Origin of the sequence: Stenotrophomonas sp. NPDC077659 (assembly GCF_050268705.1) — a bacterium.
In the GTDB taxonomy this organism is placed as follows: domain Bacteria; phylum Pseudomonadota; class Gammaproteobacteria; order Xanthomonadales; family Xanthomonadaceae; genus Stenotrophomonas.
Window position 1 is genome coordinate 3,032 of record NZ_JBNNHG010000032.1, and the last position, 17,864, is coordinate 20,895.

Here is a 17,864-nt window from a genome sequence, read left to right on the forward strand (position 1 = left end):
TAGAATGCTGGCCTGTCACGCCGGAGGTCGCGGGTTCGAGTCCCGTCCGCTCCGCCAGCAGAGTTTGAAGTGTCATCGAAGATGCCCGTCGGTCCTGGACCTGCGGGCATTGTGCTTTCTGGCCGTCGGGATTTCCGCCGCGCGTGGTGCGGGGCTACCGCTCGAATGCGTTCACGCATGCCAGAACGGCGTCCACACTCATATGCCGCTGCACCGACGCCTGCAGCGCCGCCAGCCCCGGAAATGCATCGGCTTCCAGCGCGCGGGCGAACAGCACGGGCAGCTGATCCAGCTCGCGCAGCCACAGCCCCGCACCCGCCGCCTGCAGTCGCGCAGCGTGGTCGAACTGGTCGTAATCCAGCGGGTACACCAGCGATGGCACGCCGGCGCGCAGGGCGTGGTACATCACACCCGCGCCGCCGTGGTGCAGCACGCGGTCGTAGCGGTGCAGGTAGCGTGCGTAATCGACGAAGGGCAGCCGGTGCAGGTTGGGCAGCGGCTGCAGTGCGGCGCTCTCTTCGTGCTGATGGCCATCACTGACGTGTATCTGCCAGTCTGGATGCAGCGCCGCCAGCCTCGCTGCTGCCTCGGCCAGGCGCGGTTTGACCCAGTCCTGATGGGTGCCGGCGGTGACCAGCAGATGCCGCGCGTCCTCCACGAAGGGCGGTGCCGCATGGGCGCTGTCGGGGGTGTGCAGCATCGGTCCGATGAACTGCAGCGCCTGCGGCCAGGTACGCGGGAATTCCAGTTCGGGCACGCCCAGCGCAAGGATGCATTCGGCCGAATACACCCGCTCGCTGCCATCGGTGCGGTAGATCGAGGGCACGCCCAGGCGCTGCATGGCCGGGCGCTGCCAGGCGTGCACCCCGCGCTTGAACAGACGGATCAGCTGACGACCACCGGCGTGCTGCAGCGCCTGCCAGCCCGTGCGCGCCGGGCGCATGCCGCCGAGATACGGTGGCGGGCCATCCACGCAGTCCAGCACGCAGGGCGAGGGCAGGCTGGTCCACCAGCGGATGCCGAGCTCGGCGGCCAGCATCCCTGCCGGCGGCAGGGTGAAATCGACGATCACCAGATCTGGACGCGCGTGCTGCCAGCGCTGCTGCAGGGCGTGCCGCATCTGTTCCATCAACCGCAGGGCCTGGGTCAGCTGGGCGTGCAGGCGCAGCGGGTTGGCCTTGACCGGTCTGGCGGGATTGGCAATCTGCCACAACGCCGCTTCCTGCGCTGCCGACAACAACACGTCACCATCCAGCCCGCTGGCGCAGATCGCCGCCTGTGCGCCGGGGGTGCTCAATACGGTCACCTCATGCTGCGCCTGCAGCTGGCGTGCGATGGCCAGAACAGGGTGCAGATGGCCACTGTACGGCGGGGCCAGCAGTTCGATCTTCATGCGTGTTCCTGCTGCAGGCGTGCGGCCAGTTCACTGGCGATGGCGCGCACGGCCGGCTGCTGCAGATAGTCCATGTGGCCGCTGTCGATCCATTGCCGCGTACCGCGCCAGCCCAGCCGCGAGACCCAGTCCCGGCGCCCGACCAGCACCTGCAGGTGCGCCACGACGGGCGCCCGGCGCGCCACCGGCCCGTAGGCCAGCACGCTGCAGCGCTGCATCAGCGCAGGTGGCAGGTCCAGGTTGGCCAGCAGTTCCAGCCCGCAGCTGCCGACCAGCAGCAGCGTGTGCGGTGCGGCCTGCAGCAGCCGGGTCATCGCCGGGGCATGGGCTGCGGAGAAAGCGGGCTGGCGCGAACGCAGGTAATGGCGGGAGTTATGAACGCTGGCGGCCAGCAGTGCAGCAGGCCGGTGTTCGGGCGTGGCCGCGTCATACGGGAAATTGCAGGGGTGCAGCGTGCGTCCCGGGGCCAGCAGGGCTTCGCCGAACGCGCGCTGGACTGGGCTCAGCGCACAGCGCGCCGGATCACTCTGCCCGGTCAGGAATGCCAGCTGCAGCTGCGTGGCGGCATCGGGCATCTCTTCAGCCTCCCCGGAAATCATCATTGGCGCGCACCTGGTACAGCCGCGTGCGCCAGCGGATGCGGCGCAGGCAGAGCGCATGCAGCAGGTGCATGGGCTGCAGCAGTTCGGCCAGCAGCGAGGTCAATGGGTGGTGCCGACTCTGGCCTGTGGCGCGGCACTGCAGGTGCCGCAGCAGGCCCGCGCGCAGCAGCAGTACCAGCGCGGCCACGAGGGCCGGCAGGCTGATCGGCGGCAGCACGGCCAGTACCAGCAGCGCCCACAGCAGCAGCGGGGGAAGACCATGCAGCACGCCGATCAGCAGGCGCACGCGGGGGGATTCGTCGCGCAGCAGCAGTACCGCGAACAGCATCCAGCGATGCATCTGCTGGCGGTAGCGCTGCAGGGTGGGCACGTGCGTCTGCACGTCCACCGTCGCGGTGGACTGGAACAGGCGCGCACCCTGCCGGCGCAGTGTGCGGGCCAGGGCGAGGTCATCGGCCAGCATCCGCAGCAGCGGCGTGAACCCGCCCAAGGCGCGCAGGCGATCGCTGCGCAGCGCGTAGCACATGCCATTGATCGACAGCGGCGCAAGCCACGGCAGCAGGCCGAGGTAGGTCAGCACGGCATTGTTGTTGACGAACTGCGCCATCAGGCGTGCCCCCGGCGCGCCGTCATCGCGGTAGCAGGGCAGGGCGGTGACCAGATCGGCACCGGCCGTGTCCAGTTCATCCACCAGCTGCGCCAGCGCCGCCGCCGACAGCCGTGCGTCATCGTCCAGCACCAGCAGCACCGGTTCCCGCACCTGCGGCAGCACCGCGTCCAGTTTGAAGGTCTTCGGGTTGGTCCCTTCTGGCGCGGGCGGGTAATGCAGGCAGGTGATGAGGCGGCCCGGATGTGCGGCGCGCAGCGCCTCGGCGGTGGCCCGCCCGGTGCCGTCAGCCTCGTCCAGCAGCCAGTGGAAGTGCGCGCCGGGCAGCGCCTGCAGGGTGTGCTGCAGCACCTGCGCCAGCAACGGGTCGCCGCCGAGGATGGGTTGCAGGATGGCCACGCCGCGCCCGTCGTGGCCATCGGCTGCCTGCTGCCGTGGTGGGCGCTGGCCGAGGATGCGCAGCGCGCCAGCGGCCTTCATGGCCATCAGTAGAAGGTACAGGCCCGACAGTGCCAGGCTGGCCAGCGATCCGGCATCCAGGCTCAGGCTGCCCATTGCGCACGCTCCTCATCGATGAAGCGTTCGATACCGTCCTCCAGTGGGACCTGCGGCGGCCCCAGATCGGCCAGCATGCGCTGCGGATTGAAGGTTTTTGAATAGGCGAAGGCGGCAACACCGAAACGGGTGATCGGCGGTTCGCTGGGCAGGCGCAGGGCGCGCCAGCCGGCTTCGATCACGCTGGCCATGCGCAGGGCCAGCGTGGCCGGCACGCGGCGGCGTGGAACAGGCAGCTGCAGGGCGGCCAGCAATCGCTGCAGCAGGGCGTGCAGATCCACCGGCTGGGCGTTGGTCAGGTTGTAGGCGGGCGCCAGCTGCGGGGCCCGGGCGGCGCGCAGCAGGTACTCCACCAGGGTGTCGATATGGATCAGGTCCATCCGTGGTGGGCCGCCGGGGCTGACCAGCAGCGGCACGCCGCCGCGGCGCGCGGCCGCCAGCAGGCGTGGCAGCAGCACGGTATCACCCGGGCCGAACACCGCGCGCGGGCGCAGGATGCAGGACGGGCCCTCGTAGCCGGCCAGCAGGCGCTCGGCCTCGGCCTTGCTGCGCGCGTAGTCATTCAGGAACGCCGGGCCGATCGGGCTGTCTTCGTCCAGCCCGTACTGGTGGGCTTCGCGGTAGAACACGGCGGTGCTGGACACCAGCAGCAGGCGTGGATGGCCGACGCGGCGGCAGAAGTCGATCACCTGGGCCGTGGTATCCACGTTCTGGCGGCGGAACTGTGCCGGGCTGCCCCATGGGGCGACGCGGGCGGCGGCATGCACCACCACGTCGGGCAGGAACGGCAGCTCGAACGGCTGCGACAGGTCGCGTGCGGCGTAGTGGGCCAGCGGCAGCGACCGTCGGGCGACGCCGAAGGCCTGCACGCCGGGCTCGTCGGCCAGGCGGCGCAGCAGGGCGCCCCCGACGAAGCCGGAGGCACCAGTGACCAGGATGCGCATGGACGTGTTCCTCCTTGTGCCGGTGACGCGCCACCGCCGGTGCAGGCGCCCGGGTGACCCCCCAGTATGCGCCGGGCGGCACGCGTGCGCCCACCACGGCCGGCGCGCAGCTGCCGCGTGCAGGGCGCAGATCCTTGTCCTGCCTGACTCCGCGCCGTTTTTGGTGCGGGCCGCGAAGCGGGTTACACTGCCGGGCTCGCCACTCAGGCCATGTGATTCCTCACCATGCTGCAGAAACTCCGCGACAAGACCTCAGGCTGGATCGTCACCGTGATCCTGGGGCTGCTGATGATTCCGTTCCTGTTCGTGATCGACAACAGCTACCTCGGTGGTGTCGGCGCACAGAACGTGGCCAAGGTTTCGGCACCGCCGACCTGGTGGCGCTCGGCGCCGTCGTGGTGGCCGGTGCGCATGCTGTGGCAGCACCACGAGATCAGCGCGCAGGATTTCCGCACCCGCTTCGAGCAGGAGCGCATGCGTGAGCGCCAGCAGCAGGGCGAGAATTTCGACCCGCGCGCCTTCGAGAGCACCGAGAACAAGCTGGCCGTGCTCGACCAGCTGATCGACGAGCAGGTCGTGCGCCTGGTGGGCGAGCAGGCTGGCGTGGTTGTCGGCGACGGTGCAGTGCGCGACTACATCCTGACCATCCCGGCCTTCCTCGGCAGCGATGGCAAGTTCAATGAAAACAACTACCGGCTGGCGCTGGGCGGTGGCAATCCGCCGCGTACCCCGGCGCAGTTCCAGGAGGAAGTGCGTGCCAGCCTGCAGCAGTCGGTGATTCCGGCCGGCCTGCAGAACTCGGGCTTCGTCACCCAGGCCGAGACCGAGCGTCTGCTGAAGCTGCTGGGCGAAACCCGTGACGTTGAACTGGTCGCGCTGCCGGACGTTGCGGCCGATACCGCGCCGGTCACCGACGCGCAGATCAAGCAGTGGTATGACAGCCACGGCAAGGATTTCCGCCAGGCCGAGTCGGTCTCGCTGGAATACGTCGAGCTCAACGGTGCCAACCTGCCGGCGCCGGTGCCGGCCGATGAGGCCACCCTGCGCAAGCGCTACGAGGAAGAGAAGGCGAAGTTCGCGACCCCGGAACAGCGCCAGGCCTCGCACATTCTGATCACCGGCGACGGTGCCGAAGCCAAGGCCGCCAAGCTGGCAACCGAAGCGAAGGCCGCCGGCGCCGACTTTGCCGCACTGGCCAAGGCCAATTCGCAGGATCCGGGCTCCAAGGACCAGGGCGGTGACCTGGGTTGGGTCGAGCGCGGTGCGATGGTCAAGCCGTTCGAGGACGCGCTGTTTGCCGCCAAGGCCGGCGACATCGTCGGTCCGGTCAAGACCGACTTCGGTTACCACATCATCAAGGTCGCGGCGGTGCGTGGTGGCGAAGGCAAGTCGTTCGAGGACGTGCGCGACGTGCTGGCCGCCGAACAGCTGAAGGCCGACGGCGAGCGCGGCTTCAATGACCTGGCCGGGCGTCTGGTCGACGCCATCAACAAGAGCCCGAGCGATCTGATCGCCGCGGCCAAGTCGGTGGACCTGCCGGTGCAGACCCTGGGCCCGATCACCCGCGCCACCGCCAGCGGCATCGCCGCCGACCCGGCCGTGCTGCGCTCGGCATTCTCTGACGTGATGGTGCAGGACGGTACCGCCAGCGATCCGATCGCCCTGGCCGGCAGCAGCAACCACAGCGTGGTGATCCGTGTGGCCGCGCACACCCCGGAACAGGCGCTGCCGCTGGACAAGGCCCGTGAGCAGGTCATCGCCGCGATCCGTGCCGATCGCCAGCGCCAGGCCAGCGACAAGGCGGCTGATGCGCTGCTGGCCAAGCTGAAGGGCGGTGCCAGCCTGCAGTCGCTGGTGGCCAGCGACAAGCTGCAGGTCAGCCCGATACCGGGCCTGCCGCGCAGCCAGCCGGTGCCGACCCCGGAAATCAACCGCGCCATCTTCAGTGCGCCAGTGCCGGCCGAAGGCAAGCCGAGCTACGGCAAGGTCGACGTCAATGGCCACGCGCTGGTCTTCGTGGTGAACAAGGTCACCCCGGGCGACATCAAGGAAGTGACGCCGGAACAGCAGAAGCAGCTGAAGGACCAGCTGAGCCAGATCGACGGCATGGCTGCGGCCAAGGCTTACATCGACGCGATGCGCAAGAAGTTCGTCGTGCAGACCACCGAAGCCAACCTGTAAGCCGCGAGGCGGGCAGGACGAAAGAGGCCCGGCAATGCCGGGCCTTTTTTGTTGGCGTGTGGAGGGGCCAGGTAGGGGGCGAGCTTGCTCGACCGCTTTTGTAGAGTCGAGCCATGCTCGACTGGACGTGCAGAAGCAGTCGAGCATGGCTCGACTCTACAAAAACCGGATGAGCGGTCGAGCACGCTCGACCTCTACGAACAGCGGGGGCGGCCGCAGGTAGCCGTCAGTCTTCGATGCGCAGTACGGCGCCGGGCTTCAGCACGCTGCTGCCGCTCAGGCCGTTCAACGAAAGAAGGGCCTTCACCGGCATGCCGTAGCGGCGGGCGATGGTCCAGGCCGATTCGCCATCGCGCACGGTGTGGCGGCGGTTGCGCGGGCGGTCTGCCACGCTGGCCACGGCCTTGGCGACCTGGGGGGCTGGCTGCAGGCTGGCCGTGGCCGCCACGCTGGGGGCGGCGGTCGCCATGGGGGCGACATCGGCCACCGCCACGGAGGCAGCAGCCACCGGCGCCAGTACCCGGGTTGGCCCCGACGGACGGCCATTACCGGCCAGAGCCGGGTTGAGGCGGGCGATGCGCGCCGGGTCCAACGCACGCTGCGCGGCCCACTGCTGCATGCTGGTGCCAGCGGGCAGGGTGTGGTCCTTCAGTACCGGCACCGTGCGGTCCAGCGAGGCCATCACGCTGGGTTCGTCTTCCACGTCTTCCAGCACGCAGGCCAAGGCATGCAGCTTCTCGACGTAGGCATGGGTGACCGGCGACAGGCCGGGCAGTGCAGCCGGTTTCGCATTCTGGGCGTTCATGCCCGCCTTGCGCATCGACTGCAGCACGCGGTACTCGCCGGCGTTGTAGGCCATGGTGGCCAAGCGCCAGTCACCGCCGAACATGCCATGCAGGGTCTTCAGGTAGCGCACCGCTGCCTGGGTGGAATCCACGGCCGACAGGCGGCCGTCGTAGCCATTGGCCATCGGCACGCGGTGGTTGCGCGCGGTGGTGGCGATGAACTGCCACAGGCCGGTGGGGCCGCTGCCGTTGCGGGCGTTCGGGCGGTAGCCGCTCTCCACGAACGGGATGAGCGCGAATTCGGTGGGCAGGCTGGCTTTGCGCAGTTCTTCGACCACATAGCCGAACAGCACCAGCGCATCGTCATCCTGGTTGGCCAGGCGCGAGGGAGCGTGGGCGAACTGCTTCTGCCAGCGCGGGCTGGTGGCCTCTGCGTCGCAGGCCGGTTCAGCCAGGCCCTCGCGGAAGCTGGCGAAGATCTGCTGGCCGTTGCGGACCGATGCAGCCGGCAGCATCGCCGGGTCCAGCGGCACGGCCGAGGCGGCGGCCAGGTTCTGGCTGATGCCGGCGCCCAGCGACTGCGCGCCCGCGTTTCCGGCCAGCCCCAGGACCAGGCCCAGGGCCAGCGGCAGACTTCGGCGCATCATGCGCGGAAGCCGTCTTTCCAGTGCCGGAGACCGGCCATGACATCGACGTCGTCCACGACCTCGCGCCCCAAGTGCGCCGACACCGCCGCGCGGATCGGCGCGGTGTGCACACGCAGGAACGGATTGCAGTCCAGTTCGTTGGCCAGGGTTACCGGCAGGGTGGAACGGTCATCGCGGCGCATGGCCAAAGCCTCCTCTTGGCGCTGCCACAGGGCAGCGTTGGCGGGGTCGACATGCCGCGCGAAGACGGCATTTGACACGGTGTACTCGTGGGCGCAACACAGCAGCAGTTGCACAGGCAAGGTACCCAGCTTGCGCATCGACGCCAGCAGCTGGGACGGCGTACCTTCGAACAGGCGTCCACAGCCCAGGCTGAACAAGGAGTCGCCACTGAAAAGATGTTCAGCGGTGTGAAACGCGATGTGGCTGCGGGTATGCCCGGGCACGGATAGTACGTGGAACATCCGCCCCAGTGCCTGAACGCGTTCACCTTCGCTCACCCGTTCCGTGGCTGTGGGGATGCGCTCCTCGACCGGGGCGACCACCCGCACGCCGGGAAAACGCGCCTGCAGGGCCGGCACACCGCCGATGTGGTCGTCGTGGTGGTGGGTCAGCAGGATGGTGTCCACGCGCAGGCCCTGATCGGCCAGGGCGAGCACGGGCGCGGCATCGCCGGGGTCGATGACCACGGCGGCGCCATCGTCGGCGATCAGCATCCAGATGTAGTTGTCCGCAAATGCGGGCAGGGCAGTCAGTCGCATAGAATTGGACCATGCCCGTGCTGCAGAGCCACCGTCAAGCGAGCCTGGTGCCGTGGTTCGACAGCGAGCCGGCGGCAGCGCTGCGCGTGCTTGAGCGGCAGCTGCTGTTGCCCATGCTGGCGGTGCTGCCGGCCCAGCCCTGGCTGTGGATTGCCCCCAGTGCGGCCTGGCTGGAGGATGCGCAGCCGGGTGGGCGCGGCCTGCGCCTGCACCGCGAGGGCGCAGGCTACGCCGGGGATACCCGCTGCGCGTTGCCGCTGCCGCTGGCCAACGAAAGCGTCCACGCCATCGTGCTGCAGCATGTGACCGCGGCCGACGCCGATCACCTGCTGGACGAATGCTCGCGCGTGCTGATGCCCGGCGGCCAGCTGTGGCTGAGCAGCCTCAACCCGTTCAGTCCCTATCGCACCCGTTGGCGCCAGCACGGGCTGGTGGTGCGCACGCCACAGCGGCTGCGGCTGCTGCTGGCCCGGCATGGGCTGGAGTGCGATGACACCCGCTACCTGGGGCCACTCTGGCAGGGCGCTGGCAGCCGCCAACGGCAGGGCTGGGCACCGCTGCGCGCGGCCTGCCTGTTCCATGCCGAAAAACGTACGCTGGCCCTGCCCGGGCCGACCCCGCTGCCGGTGCGCTGGCACAGCACCGTTGCTACCTGATCTGGAGTTGTATTGAAAACCATCGAAATCCACACCGACGGTTCCTGCCTCGGCAATCCCGGCCCCGGTGGCTGGGCGGCGCTGCTGCGCTACAAGGGCCACGAGCGTGAACTGAGCGGCGGCGAGGCGCACACCACCAACAACCGGATGGAGCTGATGGCGGCCATTTCCGGGCTGGAGACGCTGACCGAGCCGTGCGACATCGTGCTCTACACCGACTCGCAGTACGTGCGGCAGGGCCTGACCCAGTGGATGCCGGGCTGGATCCGCAAGAACTGGAAGACCGCCGGCGGCGACCCGGTGAAGAACCGCGAACTGTGGGAACGCCTGCATGCGGCCACGCTGCGGCACCAGATCGACTGGCGCTGGGTGAAGGGCCATTCCGGCGACCCCGACAATGAGCGGGTCGACACCCTGGCGCGCAACGCCGCCATCCAGATCCGCGACGGCAGCCCGGTAAACTGAGCCCATGCGTCAGATCATCCTCGATACCGAAACTACCGGCCTGGAATGGAAGAAGGGCAACCGCATCGTTGAAATCGGCTGTGTGGAGCTGTTCAAGCGCCGCCCGACCGGCAACAACTACCACCAGTACATCAAGCCTGACTGCGAGTTCGAACAGGGTGCGCAGGAAGTGACCGGCCTGAGCCTGGATTTCCTGGCCGACAAGCCGGAGTTCGCGCAGATCGCCGAGGAGTTCCTGGCGTTCATCGACGGCGCCGAACTCATCATCCACAACGCGGCGTTCGATCTGGGCTTCCTCGACAACGAACTATCGTTGCTGGGGCCGCAGTACGGAAAGATCACCGACCGCTGCACGGTGATCGATACCCTGGCGATGGCGCGCGAGCGGTTCCCGGGCCAACGCAATTCGCTCGATGCGCTGTGCAAGCGCCTGGGCGTGGACAACTCGCACCGCGCGCTGCACGGTGGCCTGCTCGATGCGCAGATCCTGGGCGATGTCTATATCGCGCTGACCTCGGGCCAGGAAGAGATCGGCTTTGGCCTGGAAGACGAGGGCGGGGCCGATGGCGCCGCGCTGCTGGCCTTCGACACCAGCACGCTGCTGCCGCGCCCGCGCGTGGTGGCCACGGCATCGGAGCTTGAGGCACACACCGCGCGGCTGGAGCGACTGCGCAAGAAGGCGGGCCACGCATTGTGGGATGGGCCGAAGGTGGAAGAGGTCGCGGGCGCGTAAGCGAGGGTGGTAGTGCCGGCCGCTGGCCGGCATCCACGCATGGCGTGGATCTACTGTAGAGCCGAGCCCATGCTCGGCTCCGGGATCAGTGGCAGCGCACCAGGATCACGGTGATGTTGTCCGAGCCGCCGCCGTCCAACGCCGAGGCGACCAGGCTGTCGACGCATTCCTGGGCACTGGCGTCGTCGTAGGCGAGGGTGCGGGCGATGTCACGGTCCTCGACTTCCTCGGTCAGGCCATCACTGCACAGCAGCAGCTGCATGCCCGGGCGCAGTTCGCCGCTGGTGGTGGCCACGTTCAGGTGGTTGGGGTCGGTGACGCCCAGCGCCTGGGTCACCACGTTGCGGTGCGGGTGGGCACGCGCCTGTTCGGCAGTCAGGTTGCCCTGCGTCACCAGTTCCTGCACCACGCTGTGGTCCTGGCTGAGCTGGGCCAGCTGGCCGTCGCGCCACATGTAGGCGCGGCTGTCGCCCACCCATGCCACTTCATAGCGGTTGCCCTGCACACGCGCGGCGACCACGGTGGTGCCCATCGGCAGGGTGTCGTTGCGCCGACGCGAGGCTCGGATGATCTCTTCGTCGGCGGTGCGGATGGCGGTGGCCAGCGGTGCGCCCCGGCGGATCTCGCGGACGATGGTCTCGCGCGCCAGGGCGCTGGCCACCTCGCCGCAGGCGTGCCCGCCCATGCCGTCGGCCACCAGCCACAGGGCCAGCTCGCTGTCACCGTAATAGGTGTCCTCGTTGAGCTCGCGGCGCAGGCCAGGGTGGGTGAGGTGTCCGAATTCGATCATGGTGGTTGCTGGGCGGGGTCATGCCGGGGAGAACGGCATCATCACGGCCAAGCGGACATCCGGCAAGGCGTTCAGTCAGAAATTTTTCACATCGTGGGCCGCAATGGCTTGTGGTCTGCCACGCTTCCTCGTATGATGCGCGTCCCCGGTTCGCCGGGGATCACCTGGAGAGGTGGCAGAGCGGTTGAATGTACCTGACTCGAAATCAGGCAGGCGTTTATAGCGCCTCGGGGGTTCGAATCCCCCCCTCTCCGCCAGATAAAGAAAAAAGCCGCCCCAAGGGGCGGCTTTTTTCTTTATCTGGCGCGGGATGCGAAGTGCGCTGCGCGCGCTTCGCCCCATGCGTTGCTGCGCAACGCATGGGCCCCTCCCTTTGCCTGCCTCTCCCCGCCCCTGTCGGGGCAGCCCCTCAACAGAGGGGCTTGTTTCACCAGACGCGCTTTCACCAGACGCGCTATCGGGTGGCTGTCACGCGGGAACACCGTCTGCGCTGCGGTTACCATATCCGCATCACCTGCTGGAGCGCCCCCATGACCGCTGAAATCCTCGTGCCTGTTTCCTTCGGCGAGCTGCTGGACAAGATCTCGATCCTGCAGATCAAGTCCGAGCGCATCAGCGATGAAGGCAAGCTGGCCAATGTGCGCCGCGAGCTGTCCGCGCTGGATACCACCTGGATGGGGCATCCGGCGGCGGTGAAGGACATCGCCAAGCTGCGTGCCGACCTGAAGGCGGTCAACGAGCAGCTGTGGGACATCGAGGACGAAGTCCGCCTGAAGGAGAAGGCGCAGGCTTTCGATCAGGCCTTCGTCGAACTGGCCCGCAGCGTCTACCTGCGCAACGACGAGCGCGCGCGCATCAAGAAGGCGATCAACCTGGCGCTGGGCTCGGCGTACGTGGAAGAGAAGTCGTACCAGGATTACGGCTCCCGCGCGTAATCCCGCAAGTAGATCCACGCCATGCGTGGATGGGCCCGCCAGCCCGCATGTCAGCCCAGATGGTCGGCCACGTAGCGCTCGAAGGCGGCAATGCCGTCCTCGACGGTGATCAGTTCCATCACGTCGTCGAATTCGATCTTGGTGCCCCACTTGAGATCGGCTGCCTGCTTGCCCAGGTGCTTGCGCGCGGCATCGTCGTAGCGGTCCACGCAGTAGCGCCGGTCGGAGTAAGGGCCGCTGCGCTGCGGGTTGCTGGCCGCGTGCAGGCCCAGCACCTTGGCGCCCATCGCATTGGCGATGTGCATGGGGCCCGAATCGGGTGTCATCACCAGATTGGCGCGCGCCAGCAGGGCGGGCAGCTGCTTGAGCGTGTCCTTGCCGACCAGATCCAGGGCCGGTGTCGCCAGCTGGGCGAGGATGGCATCGGCCATGCTGCGCTCAAGTTCGCTGCGACCGCCGCACAGCACTACCTGCCAGCCGCGCGCGCTGGCATGGTTGGCCACCGCCGCGTAGCGGTCGGCATACCAGTTGCGCATGACGTGGCTGGAACACGGCGAGATCATCAGCACCGGGCGGCCATCGTCTGGCCACTGCGCAGCGGCCCACTCGCAGGCCGATGGCGGCACCGCGAGATCCCAGCTCACTTCGGTCTGGCGCAGGCCCAGCGGCTCGCAGAAGCTGCCGATGGCATCGAGCACGTGGATGCCCGGGCGATCAGGGATGCGCTCGTTGATGAACAACCCGTGCAGGTCCTTGGAGCGGCTGCGGTCATAGCCGATGCGGCGCTCGGCAGGAATGAAGGCCGACAGCAGGTTCGCGCGCAAAGCCACCTGCATCTGCAGCAGTGCCTCGAAGCGCCCCGGCGGCAGCTGCCTGCGCAGTTCCTTCACCCCGGCCATGCCGGTCTTCTTGTCGTACGCATGGAAGACCACGCCAGGCAGGCCATCCAGCAGCTTGTGGCCAGCCTTGTCGATGATCCAGTGGATCGGCGTGTCCGGGCGTGCGGCCTGCAGGGTGCGCACCAGGGGAACCACGTGGGTGACATCCCCCAAAGCAGACAGGCGCAGGAGGCACAAGGATGAGGACGCTGATGCCATGTGTTGTTAGACTCAATGGAATGGTCGTATTTGACGCCAATGAAGCGCTGACGCCATGCCGCGAGGGTCGCGGCATCGGGGCCATTCTGTTCGACCGTGAGCGGCTGCGGCAAGCCGAGGTTGGTCTGTTCTCGCCCCAGCACTGGGGCAGCAAGGCCCGGCCGGTGGGGGACGGCGGGCGGGGCAGTGCCTGGTTTGTCGATGCTTCGTTCGGCCCCGGCGTGCTGCGCCACTACCTGCGCGGCGGCCTGGCGGCCAGGCTCAGCCGTGACCAGTACATCTGGCGCGGCGCGGACCGTACCCGCAGTTTTGCCGAGTTCCGGCTGATGCGGGCCCTGCGCGCGCAGAAGCTGCCGGTGCCCCGGCCGATTGCTGCCTTCTATATGCGTGAAGGCATGCGCTACCGCGCGGCCATCCTGATGGAACGCATCGAGGGCGTGCGCTCGCTGGCCGACCGCGCGCTGGTGGCCGGCCGTGGCGCGCCGTGGGAAGAGGCAGGCCGGCTGATCGCGCGCTTCCATCGCGCCGGGCTGGACCATGCCGACCTCAACGCCCACAACATCCTGTTCGATGGCAATGGCCACGGCTGGCTGATCGACTTCGACCGTGGGGTGGTCCGCATCCCGGCCACCGCGTGGCGCGAGCGCAACCTCAAGCGCCTGCTCCGCTCGCTGGTCAAGCTGCGCGGCGAGCGCAGCGTGGAAGACGTACAGAAGGACTACGCCCGGCTGCGCCGCGCCTATGACATGGCCTGGAACCGGGGCACCTGATGGACTGGTCGTTGCGTTTTCTCGGCGTCGGCAACGCGTCGGCGGTCGAGCTGGGTTCGCCCATGTCGGTGATCGAGCGCGATGGTCGCCCGTGGCTGACCATCGATTGCGGCGGCGAGGGCCTGACCGCCTTCAAGGCGCACTACGGGCACCTGCCGCAGGCGTTGTTCGTCACCCATGTGCACCTGGACCACGTCGCCGGCTTCGAGCGGCTGTTCGTGGACACCTTCTTCAACCCGCATCGGCGCGGCAACGTGCGCCTGTACGTGCCGGCCACCGTGGTGCCGCTGTTGCACAGGCGCGTGGCCGATTACCCCAACGTACTGGCCGAGGGCGGTGCGAACTTCTGGGATGCGTTCCAGCTGATCGTGGTGGGCGATGCGTTCTGGCACGAGGGCGTGCGTCTTGAAGTGTTCCCGGCACGCCACCACTGGCCGGAGACCGCCTATGGGCTGCGCCTGCAGGGCGCGCTGACCTGGAGTGGCGATACGCGGCCGATCCCGGAGATGCTGGCGCGCTTTGCCAGTGACAATGAGTTGATCGCCCACGACTGTGGCCTGCATGGCAATCCTTCGCACACCGGCGTAGATGACCTGGAGCGCGAGTACAGCGCCGAGCTGCAGTCGCGGATGATGCTCTACCACTACGCCAGCGCGGCCGATGGCCAGGCACTGGCCGCGCGTGGGCACCGCGTGGCGCAGCCGGGGCAGTGCGTACCGCTGGCGGCACCGACCGCGCCCCACGTGCTGGCGCAGGATCCGCCGTGAGCACCTCCGGCCAGGCCGCCGAGGCGGCGCTGGCGGCGCTGGCGGCGGAACTTGAACATCTTGAGCGCGCGCTGCACACCCCGCAGGTGCGCGGTGATCGTGCGCGGCTGTCGGAACTGCTGGATGAGGATTTCAGCGAGATTGGCAGCTCCGGCCAGTGTTACGGCCGTGCGGCCGCGCTGGCCGAGATCCCTTTGGAAAGGGCGCAGGTGCAGATCGAATCGGAACGGTACGCCGTTGTGCTGCTGACGCAGGATCTGGCCCAGGTGTGTTATCGCAGCCGCTCCCACGTGAATGGACAGCCGCAACGCTGGGTGCTGCGCAGTTCGTTGTGGCGCCGGCATGCGCAGGGATGGCGGGTAGTGTTCCATCAGGGCACGCCGGAGGCGCGGTAGCGCCGGGCCATGCCCGGCGAAGGGCGCCAACCAAGGTTGGCAGCTACCAGGGCGCGAGGCGAAGGCGCCAACCCAGGTTGGCAGCTACCAGAGCGGGGCACGGCCCGAAAAGGCGGTGGCCCCGCCGGCTGACCTCGGCGCCCGCGTCGATCGATACCGTTGCTGCCTTCCGGCCCTGGCGGGATTTTCGACCTAGCGTCGCGAGGGGCCGACGGGGCCACCATAGAGACGTTGGCCGCCCAAGGGCGGCCGGTTCACGGAACAGGGGAAGCGGCGCGTCGCGCGCCGGAGACCACAGCCGGACTGCACATCGGCTGGCCGATGGCAGGCGCGCATTCTAGCGCAAGCGCGGGCTTCGATGCCAGCTTCATGCCATGAATCGGCTGTAACCGGTACACAGGCAGCACGGCCCCGTGCATCCGGCGTTGCTAGAATCCGGCCGCAGGAGGAACGGCCTCCCCCACATCGGGAATCAATGACCAGGACGGCCTGGCCCTACCAAGAGGAGGGCCGTCATGGCCTGGATCCATCTGTTGTGCGCCGGCCTGCTGGAAATCGTCTGGGCCGTGGCGATGAAGCAGTCGGAAGGCTTCAGCAGGCTCACCCCCACCCTGATCACCCTCGTCGGCATGATCGCCAGCTTCTGGCTGCTGGCCGTGGCCATGCGCACGCTGCCGCTGGGTACGGCATACACGATCTGGACCGGCATTGGCGCGGTCGGTGCCTTCGTGGTCGGCATCGTGTTCCTGGGTGAGCAGGTGAGCCCGATGCGCATCGGCGCGGCAGTGCTGATCGTCAGCGGGTTGGTGCTGATGAAGCTCTCCAGCAGCTGAGTCAGCTGGAAGCAATGCAATGCCGGTGTGATCGTGCCCTGGGAGACCTTCGCGGAACGCAGGTCTCCCAAGGATGCAGGATCAGCGCTGGGCGATGCTGGAATGCAGGGGAATCAGGTCGGTGCCATCAAAGACCACCTGGATCTGCCGGGTCCCGCGGGTGGCACGCTCGCCGTTCACGAACAGGTCGGTTTCGATGGCATAACGGCCCTGCGGCATGCTTGACGGGAAGGTGATGATGAAGGTGTTTTCGTAGCCACCGCTACCGCGGGTCGTGCTTGCGACCTTCTCACCCTTCTTGAACGGCTGGTTCTGGCCGGGTTCGTAGATGCGGATTTCTTCCTTGACCTGTTGGATCGGTGTGCTGCGCCCTTCCACGGTCTCGATGTTGGAAACGATCCGCAATGGTTCGCCCCGGCGCACGTTGGCGGCCGACAACTGTGTGTCGTAGCGCAACACTTCAGGCTGCTCGGGCAGCTGGGAATAGCGGGAGCGATAGTCGTTCTCGACGTCCTGCGCAGTGCGTGTGCGCTTGCTCTGCGCATTGATGACAAAGCACGCTGCAATGCCTGCGGCGGCACCGACATAGGCACCTCGCTCGCCTTCGGCCAAGGCACCCGCGCCGGCACCCAGTACCACCGCACCCAGGCACTTGCCCCAGTCCGAGCGGGTCATGGTGCCCTCGGCGCAGCCCCCCAGGCTGACGGCGATGGCGGCGGCGAGCAGTAATGAGTGCCTGCCAGGGGAAAGGGAGAGGGGACGGTTCATGATCGGTCCTTGGTCGGTGGGGTCATTCAATGGTGGTTTCGCGCATGACGCGGTTGCGCTCGCTGCGTGCCTGCTGGATCACGTTGCGCGCATCGCGCGAACTGGGGTTGATCGACAGCGCCGACTCCGCCAGTGCAATGGCCACGTCGTATCGGCCAGCCCGCAGTTCGCGCCGTGCCTTGCCAATCATGGAAACCTCCTGCTCGTTCTGCGGCGGCGACGCGTCGCCGCGTGAACTGTTGCCGGGCGGGTCGAAGGTGATTTCCTTCTGGATCACGCCTGTGGTGGCTTCGCCGGAGATGATGGCCGGCTGGTAGCGCCAGCGTGAGGCCGCTTCTTCCGCAGCACGATCGAGGTAACGGTTTCCACTTGAGCGGAAAACGCTGACATGGCGTGCGGTGCCATCGGCCCCCACGTTGATGGTCAGCACCACCGAGCCGCCCGCACCGTCGCGCAGTGCCTGGCTCGGGTAGCGCACGGGGGGATCCTCCTGCGCGCCGGGCAGCAGTGAGGCGGGTCGGTCAGGTATGGCCGGCCGTGAATAGTCCTGCGTGGGAACCGCGAGTTCAGCAGCGTCCTCCGCTTCGGCGCGCTGGCGTTCAGCGGCCGCCTTCTCGGCCTCTTCGACGGCGGTCCGTTCGGCTGCCTCGCGCTGCTGTCGCTGCAGTTCGGCCGCCTGCTGTGCCTGGTTTTCAAGCTGTTGACGCAGATGCTGGGTGCGCTGCTGCAGATCGCTCCAGTACGCGGTAGGCGCGCTGCGCCTCAGGTCGGCCAGCGCGGCATCCGCGCAGGCCGGGTCCTCTTTCTGCAGACAGACTTCCACCGCGGTGCGCCATTGCTCGAACTGCGTGCCATCGGTGGCCTCCTTCTTGCCGTCATCGCGCAGGAACAGCGCGGCAGTCACCGAGCCCACCACCAGGGCGATCAGCACCACCGGCAGCCGCGAGCCAGAGCGCCGGGGCGGTGCCACCGGCGCGGGTCGCGGGTCGGGTACTACTGCGGCCGCATCCTCAGTAACGGGCGGTTGCACGACCTTCTGCTTCTTCTTTTTCCCGGGTGCGGCCGCGGCAGCAGCGCCCTGCTCCGCCACCGTTGACGGTGACGGTGGGATCGGCGGCAGCGACGGGACCGGCGGTGGCAGCGCGTCGTTGTGCGCAACGGTCTCCTGCGCGACTGGATC

19 protein-coding genes, 1 tRNA gene and 1 other RNA gene are annotated in these 17,864 nt (G+C 68.0%); 10 read left to right on the forward strand and 11 right to left on the reverse strand.

Going from position 1 to position 17,864, the window contains the following annotated elements; all coding sequences use genetic code 11:
* Nucleotides 1-154: 154 nt before the first annotated feature.
* The 4 genes from ACQKDV_RS07055 to ACQKDV_RS07070 are packed head-to-tail and all read right to left on the reverse strand — an operon-like array spanning nucleotide 155 to nucleotide 4,101.
* Complete coding sequence (locus ACQKDV_RS07055; protein WP_427783047.1) at nucleotides 155-1,393, reverse strand: glycosyltransferase; 1,239 nt, start codon at nucleotides 1,391-1,393, stop codon at nucleotides 155-157.
* Nucleotides 1,390-1,995, reverse strand: a complete 606-nt coding sequence (locus tag ACQKDV_RS07060; protein ID WP_427783048.1) for a hypothetical protein — start codon at nucleotides 1,993-1,995, stop codon at nucleotides 1,390-1,392. The genes ACQKDV_RS07055 and ACQKDV_RS07060 overlap by 4 nt, the downstream gene beginning before the upstream one ends.
* On the reverse strand, nucleotides 1,973-3,157 hold the full coding sequence (locus ACQKDV_RS07065; protein WP_427783049.1) for a glycosyltransferase: 1,185 nt from the start codon (nucleotides 3,155-3,157) through the stop codon (nucleotides 1,973-1,975). The genes ACQKDV_RS07060 and ACQKDV_RS07065 overlap by 23 nt, the downstream gene beginning before the upstream one ends.
* On the reverse strand, nucleotides 3,145-4,101 hold the full coding sequence (locus ACQKDV_RS07070) for an NAD-dependent epimerase/dehydratase family protein (protein ID WP_427783051.1): 957 nt from the start codon (nucleotides 4,099-4,101) through the stop codon (nucleotides 3,145-3,147). Before ACQKDV_RS07070 ends, ACQKDV_RS07065 begins: the two co-directional genes overlap by 13 nt.
* Before the next feature lie 225 nt (nucleotides 4,102-4,326).
* Here ACQKDV_RS07070 and ACQKDV_RS07075 point away from each other — a divergent pair, with 225 nt between their 5' ends.
* Nucleotides 4,327-6,282 carry a peptidyl-prolyl cis-trans isomerase gene (locus ACQKDV_RS07075; protein WP_427783052.1) on the forward strand — a complete coding sequence of 652 codons (1,956 nt, stop codon included), beginning with the start codon at nucleotides 4,327-4,329 and terminating at the stop codon, nucleotides 6,280-6,282.
* Between the two features lie 226 nt (nucleotides 6,283-6,508).
* Here ACQKDV_RS07075 and ACQKDV_RS07080 read toward each other — a convergent pair whose 3' ends face one another.
* Nucleotides 6,509-7,714, reverse strand: a complete 1,206-nt coding sequence (locus ACQKDV_RS07080; protein ID WP_427783053.1) for a transglycosylase SLT domain-containing protein — start codon at nucleotides 7,712-7,714, stop codon at nucleotides 6,509-6,511.
* Nucleotides 7,711-8,475 (reverse strand): hydroxyacylglutathione hydrolase, encoded by a 765-nt coding sequence (gloB, locus tag ACQKDV_RS07085; protein WP_427783054.1) that lies wholly within the window; start codon nucleotides 8,473-8,475, stop codon nucleotides 7,711-7,713. Before gloB ends, ACQKDV_RS07080 begins: the two co-directional genes overlap by 4 nt.
* Before the next feature lie 11 nt (nucleotides 8,476-8,486).
* Between gloB and ACQKDV_RS07090 the strand changes: the two genes are divergently transcribed.
* The 3 genes from ACQKDV_RS07090 to dnaQ are packed head-to-tail and all read left to right on the forward strand — an operon-like array spanning nucleotide 8,487 to nucleotide 10,329.
* Nucleotides 8,487-9,131, forward strand: coding sequence for a hypothetical protein (locus ACQKDV_RS07090; RefSeq protein ID WP_427783055.1), 645 nt, complete (start codon nucleotides 8,487-8,489; stop codon nucleotides 9,129-9,131).
* A gap of 12 nt (nucleotides 9,132-9,143) precedes the next feature.
* A complete protein-coding gene (rnhA, locus tag ACQKDV_RS07095; RefSeq protein ID WP_079220822.1) occupies nucleotides 9,144-9,596 on the forward strand; it encodes a ribonuclease HI in 453 nt (150 codons plus the stop codon).
* A 4-nt stretch (nucleotides 9,597-9,600) separates the two neighbouring features.
* A complete protein-coding gene (dnaQ, locus tag ACQKDV_RS07100) occupies nucleotides 9,601-10,329 on the forward strand; it encodes a DNA polymerase III subunit epsilon (protein WP_427783056.1) in 729 nt (242 codons plus the stop codon).
* Nucleotides 10,330-10,414: 85 nt separating this feature from the next.
* On the opposite strand, the gene ACQKDV_RS07105 is transcribed toward dnaQ, so the two are convergent.
* A complete protein-coding gene (locus tag ACQKDV_RS07105; protein ID WP_427783057.1) occupies nucleotides 10,415-11,119 on the reverse strand; it encodes a PP2C family protein-serine/threonine phosphatase in 705 nt (234 codons plus the stop codon).
* 166 nt (nucleotides 11,120-11,285) lie between these two features.
* Here ACQKDV_RS07105 and ACQKDV_RS07110 point away from each other — a divergent pair.
* Nucleotides 11,286-11,376, forward strand: a tRNA-Ser gene (locus tag ACQKDV_RS07110).
* A gap of 273 nt (nucleotides 11,377-11,649) precedes the next feature.
* A complete protein-coding gene (locus ACQKDV_RS07115) occupies nucleotides 11,650-12,054 on the forward strand; it encodes a DUF6165 family protein (RefSeq protein WP_427783058.1) in 405 nt (134 codons plus the stop codon).
* 50 nt (nucleotides 12,055-12,104) lie between these two features.
* Here ACQKDV_RS07115 and ACQKDV_RS07120 read toward each other — a convergent pair whose 3' ends face one another.
* Nucleotides 12,105-13,151 carry a glycosyltransferase family 9 protein gene (locus ACQKDV_RS07120; RefSeq protein WP_427783059.1) on the reverse strand — a complete coding sequence of 349 codons (1,047 nt, stop codon included), beginning with the start codon at nucleotides 13,149-13,151 and terminating at the stop codon, nucleotides 12,105-12,107.
* 20 nt (nucleotides 13,152-13,171) lie between these two features.
* On the opposite strand from ACQKDV_RS07120, the gene ACQKDV_RS07125 reads away from it, so the two are divergent.
* From ACQKDV_RS07125 to ACQKDV_RS07135, 3 genes are read left to right on the forward strand one after another with little or no spacing between them, the layout of a single operon-like run.
* Nucleotides 13,172-13,921 carry a 3-deoxy-D-manno-octulosonic acid kinase gene (locus ACQKDV_RS07125; RefSeq protein ID WP_427783060.1) on the forward strand — a complete coding sequence of 250 codons (750 nt, stop codon included), beginning with the start codon at nucleotides 13,172-13,174 and terminating at the stop codon, nucleotides 13,919-13,921.
* Complete coding sequence (locus ACQKDV_RS07130; protein ID WP_427783061.1) at nucleotides 13,921-14,688, forward strand: MBL fold metallo-hydrolase; 768 nt, start codon at nucleotides 13,921-13,923, stop codon at nucleotides 14,686-14,688. The genes ACQKDV_RS07125 and ACQKDV_RS07130 overlap by 1 nt, the downstream gene beginning before the upstream one ends.
* Entirely contained in the window at nucleotides 14,685-15,083 is a 399-nt protein-coding gene (locus ACQKDV_RS07135; RefSeq protein ID WP_427783062.1) for a DUF4440 domain-containing protein, read from the forward strand. The genes ACQKDV_RS07130 and ACQKDV_RS07135 overlap by 4 nt, the downstream gene beginning before the upstream one ends.
* Before the next feature lie 118 nt (nucleotides 15,084-15,201).
* On the opposite strand, the gene ffs is transcribed toward ACQKDV_RS07135, so the two are convergent.
* An RNA gene (gene ffs, locus ACQKDV_RS07140) (signal recognition particle sRNA small type) lies at nucleotides 15,202-15,298 on the reverse strand.
* A gap of 300 nt (nucleotides 15,299-15,598) precedes the next feature.
* Between ffs and ACQKDV_RS07145 the strand changes: the two genes are divergently transcribed.
* Nucleotides 15,599-15,916, forward strand: a complete 318-nt coding sequence (locus tag ACQKDV_RS07145) for a DMT family transporter (protein ID WP_427783063.1) — start codon at nucleotides 15,599-15,601, stop codon at nucleotides 15,914-15,916.
* 81 nt (nucleotides 15,917-15,997) lie between these two features.
* Here ACQKDV_RS07145 and ACQKDV_RS07150 read toward each other — a convergent pair whose 3' ends face one another.
* Both ACQKDV_RS07150 and ACQKDV_RS07155 read right to left on the reverse strand, forming a co-directional pair.
* Entirely contained in the window at nucleotides 15,998-16,684 is a 687-nt protein-coding gene (locus ACQKDV_RS07150) for a hypothetical protein (RefSeq protein WP_427783064.1), read from the reverse strand.
* Between the two features lie 22 nt (nucleotides 16,685-16,706).
* Nucleotides 16,707-17,714, reverse strand: coding sequence for an energy transducer TonB (locus ACQKDV_RS07155; protein ID WP_427783065.1), 1,008 nt, complete (start codon nucleotides 17,712-17,714; stop codon nucleotides 16,707-16,709).
* Nucleotides 17,715-17,864 lie beyond the last annotated feature (150 nt).

Bases quoted from the DNA above. Each gene is read 5' to 3' on its own strand.
- ACQKDV_RS07060 (WP_427783048.1), bottom strand. From the start codon at position 1,995: ATGATGATTTCCGGGGAGGCTGAAGAGATGCCCGATGCCGCCACGCAG.
- ACQKDV_RS07070 (WP_427783051.1), bottom strand. From the start codon at position 4,101: ATGCGCATCCTGGTCACTGGTGCCTCCGGCTTCGTCGGGGGCGCCCTG.
- ACQKDV_RS07105 (WP_427783057.1), bottom strand. From the start codon at position 11,119: ATGATCGAATTCGGACACCTCACCCACCCTGGCCTGCGCCGCGAGCTC.
- ACQKDV_RS07075 (WP_427783052.1), top strand. From the start codon at position 4,327: ATGCTGCAGAAACTCCGCGACAAGACCTCAGGCTGGATCGTCACCGTG.
- dnaQ (WP_427783056.1), top strand. From the start codon at position 9,601: ATGCGTCAGATCATCCTCGATACCGAAACTACCGGCCTGGAATGGAAG.
- ACQKDV_RS07090 (WP_427783055.1), top strand. From the start codon at position 8,487: ATGCCCGTGCTGCAGAGCCACCGTCAAGCGAGCCTGGTGCCGTGGTTC.
- ACQKDV_RS07055 (WP_427783047.1), bottom strand. From the start codon at position 1,393: ATGAAGATCGAACTGCTGGCCCCGCCGTACAGTGGCCATCTGCACCCT.
- ACQKDV_RS07125 (WP_427783060.1), top strand. From the start codon at position 13,172: ATGGTCGTATTTGACGCCAATGAAGCGCTGACGCCATGCCGCGAGGGT.
- ACQKDV_RS07080 (WP_427783053.1), bottom strand. From the start codon at position 7,714: ATGATGCGCCGAAGTCTGCCGCTGGCCCTGGGCCTGGTCCTGGGGCTG.
- ACQKDV_RS07150 (WP_427783064.1), bottom strand. From the start codon at position 16,684: ATGAACCGTCCCCTCTCCCTTTCCCCTGGCAGGCACTCATTACTGCTC.
- ACQKDV_RS07120 (WP_427783059.1), bottom strand. From the start codon at position 13,151: ATGGCATCAGCGTCCTCATCCTTGTGCCTCCTGCGCCTGTCTGCTTTG.
- ACQKDV_RS07065 (WP_427783049.1), bottom strand. From the start codon at position 3,157: ATGGGCAGCCTGAGCCTGGATGCCGGATCGCTGGCCAGCCTGGCACTG.
- ACQKDV_RS07115 (WP_427783058.1), top strand. From the start codon at position 11,650: ATGACCGCTGAAATCCTCGTGCCTGTTTCCTTCGGCGAGCTGCTGGAC.
- gloB (WP_427783054.1), bottom strand. From the start codon at position 8,475: ATGCGACTGACTGCCCTGCCCGCATTTGCGGACAACTACATCTGGATG.
- ACQKDV_RS07145 (WP_427783063.1), top strand. From the start codon at position 15,599: ATGGCCTGGATCCATCTGTTGTGCGCCGGCCTGCTGGAAATCGTCTGG.
- ACQKDV_RS07130 (WP_427783061.1), top strand. From the start codon at position 13,921: ATGGACTGGTCGTTGCGTTTTCTCGGCGTCGGCAACGCGTCGGCGGTC.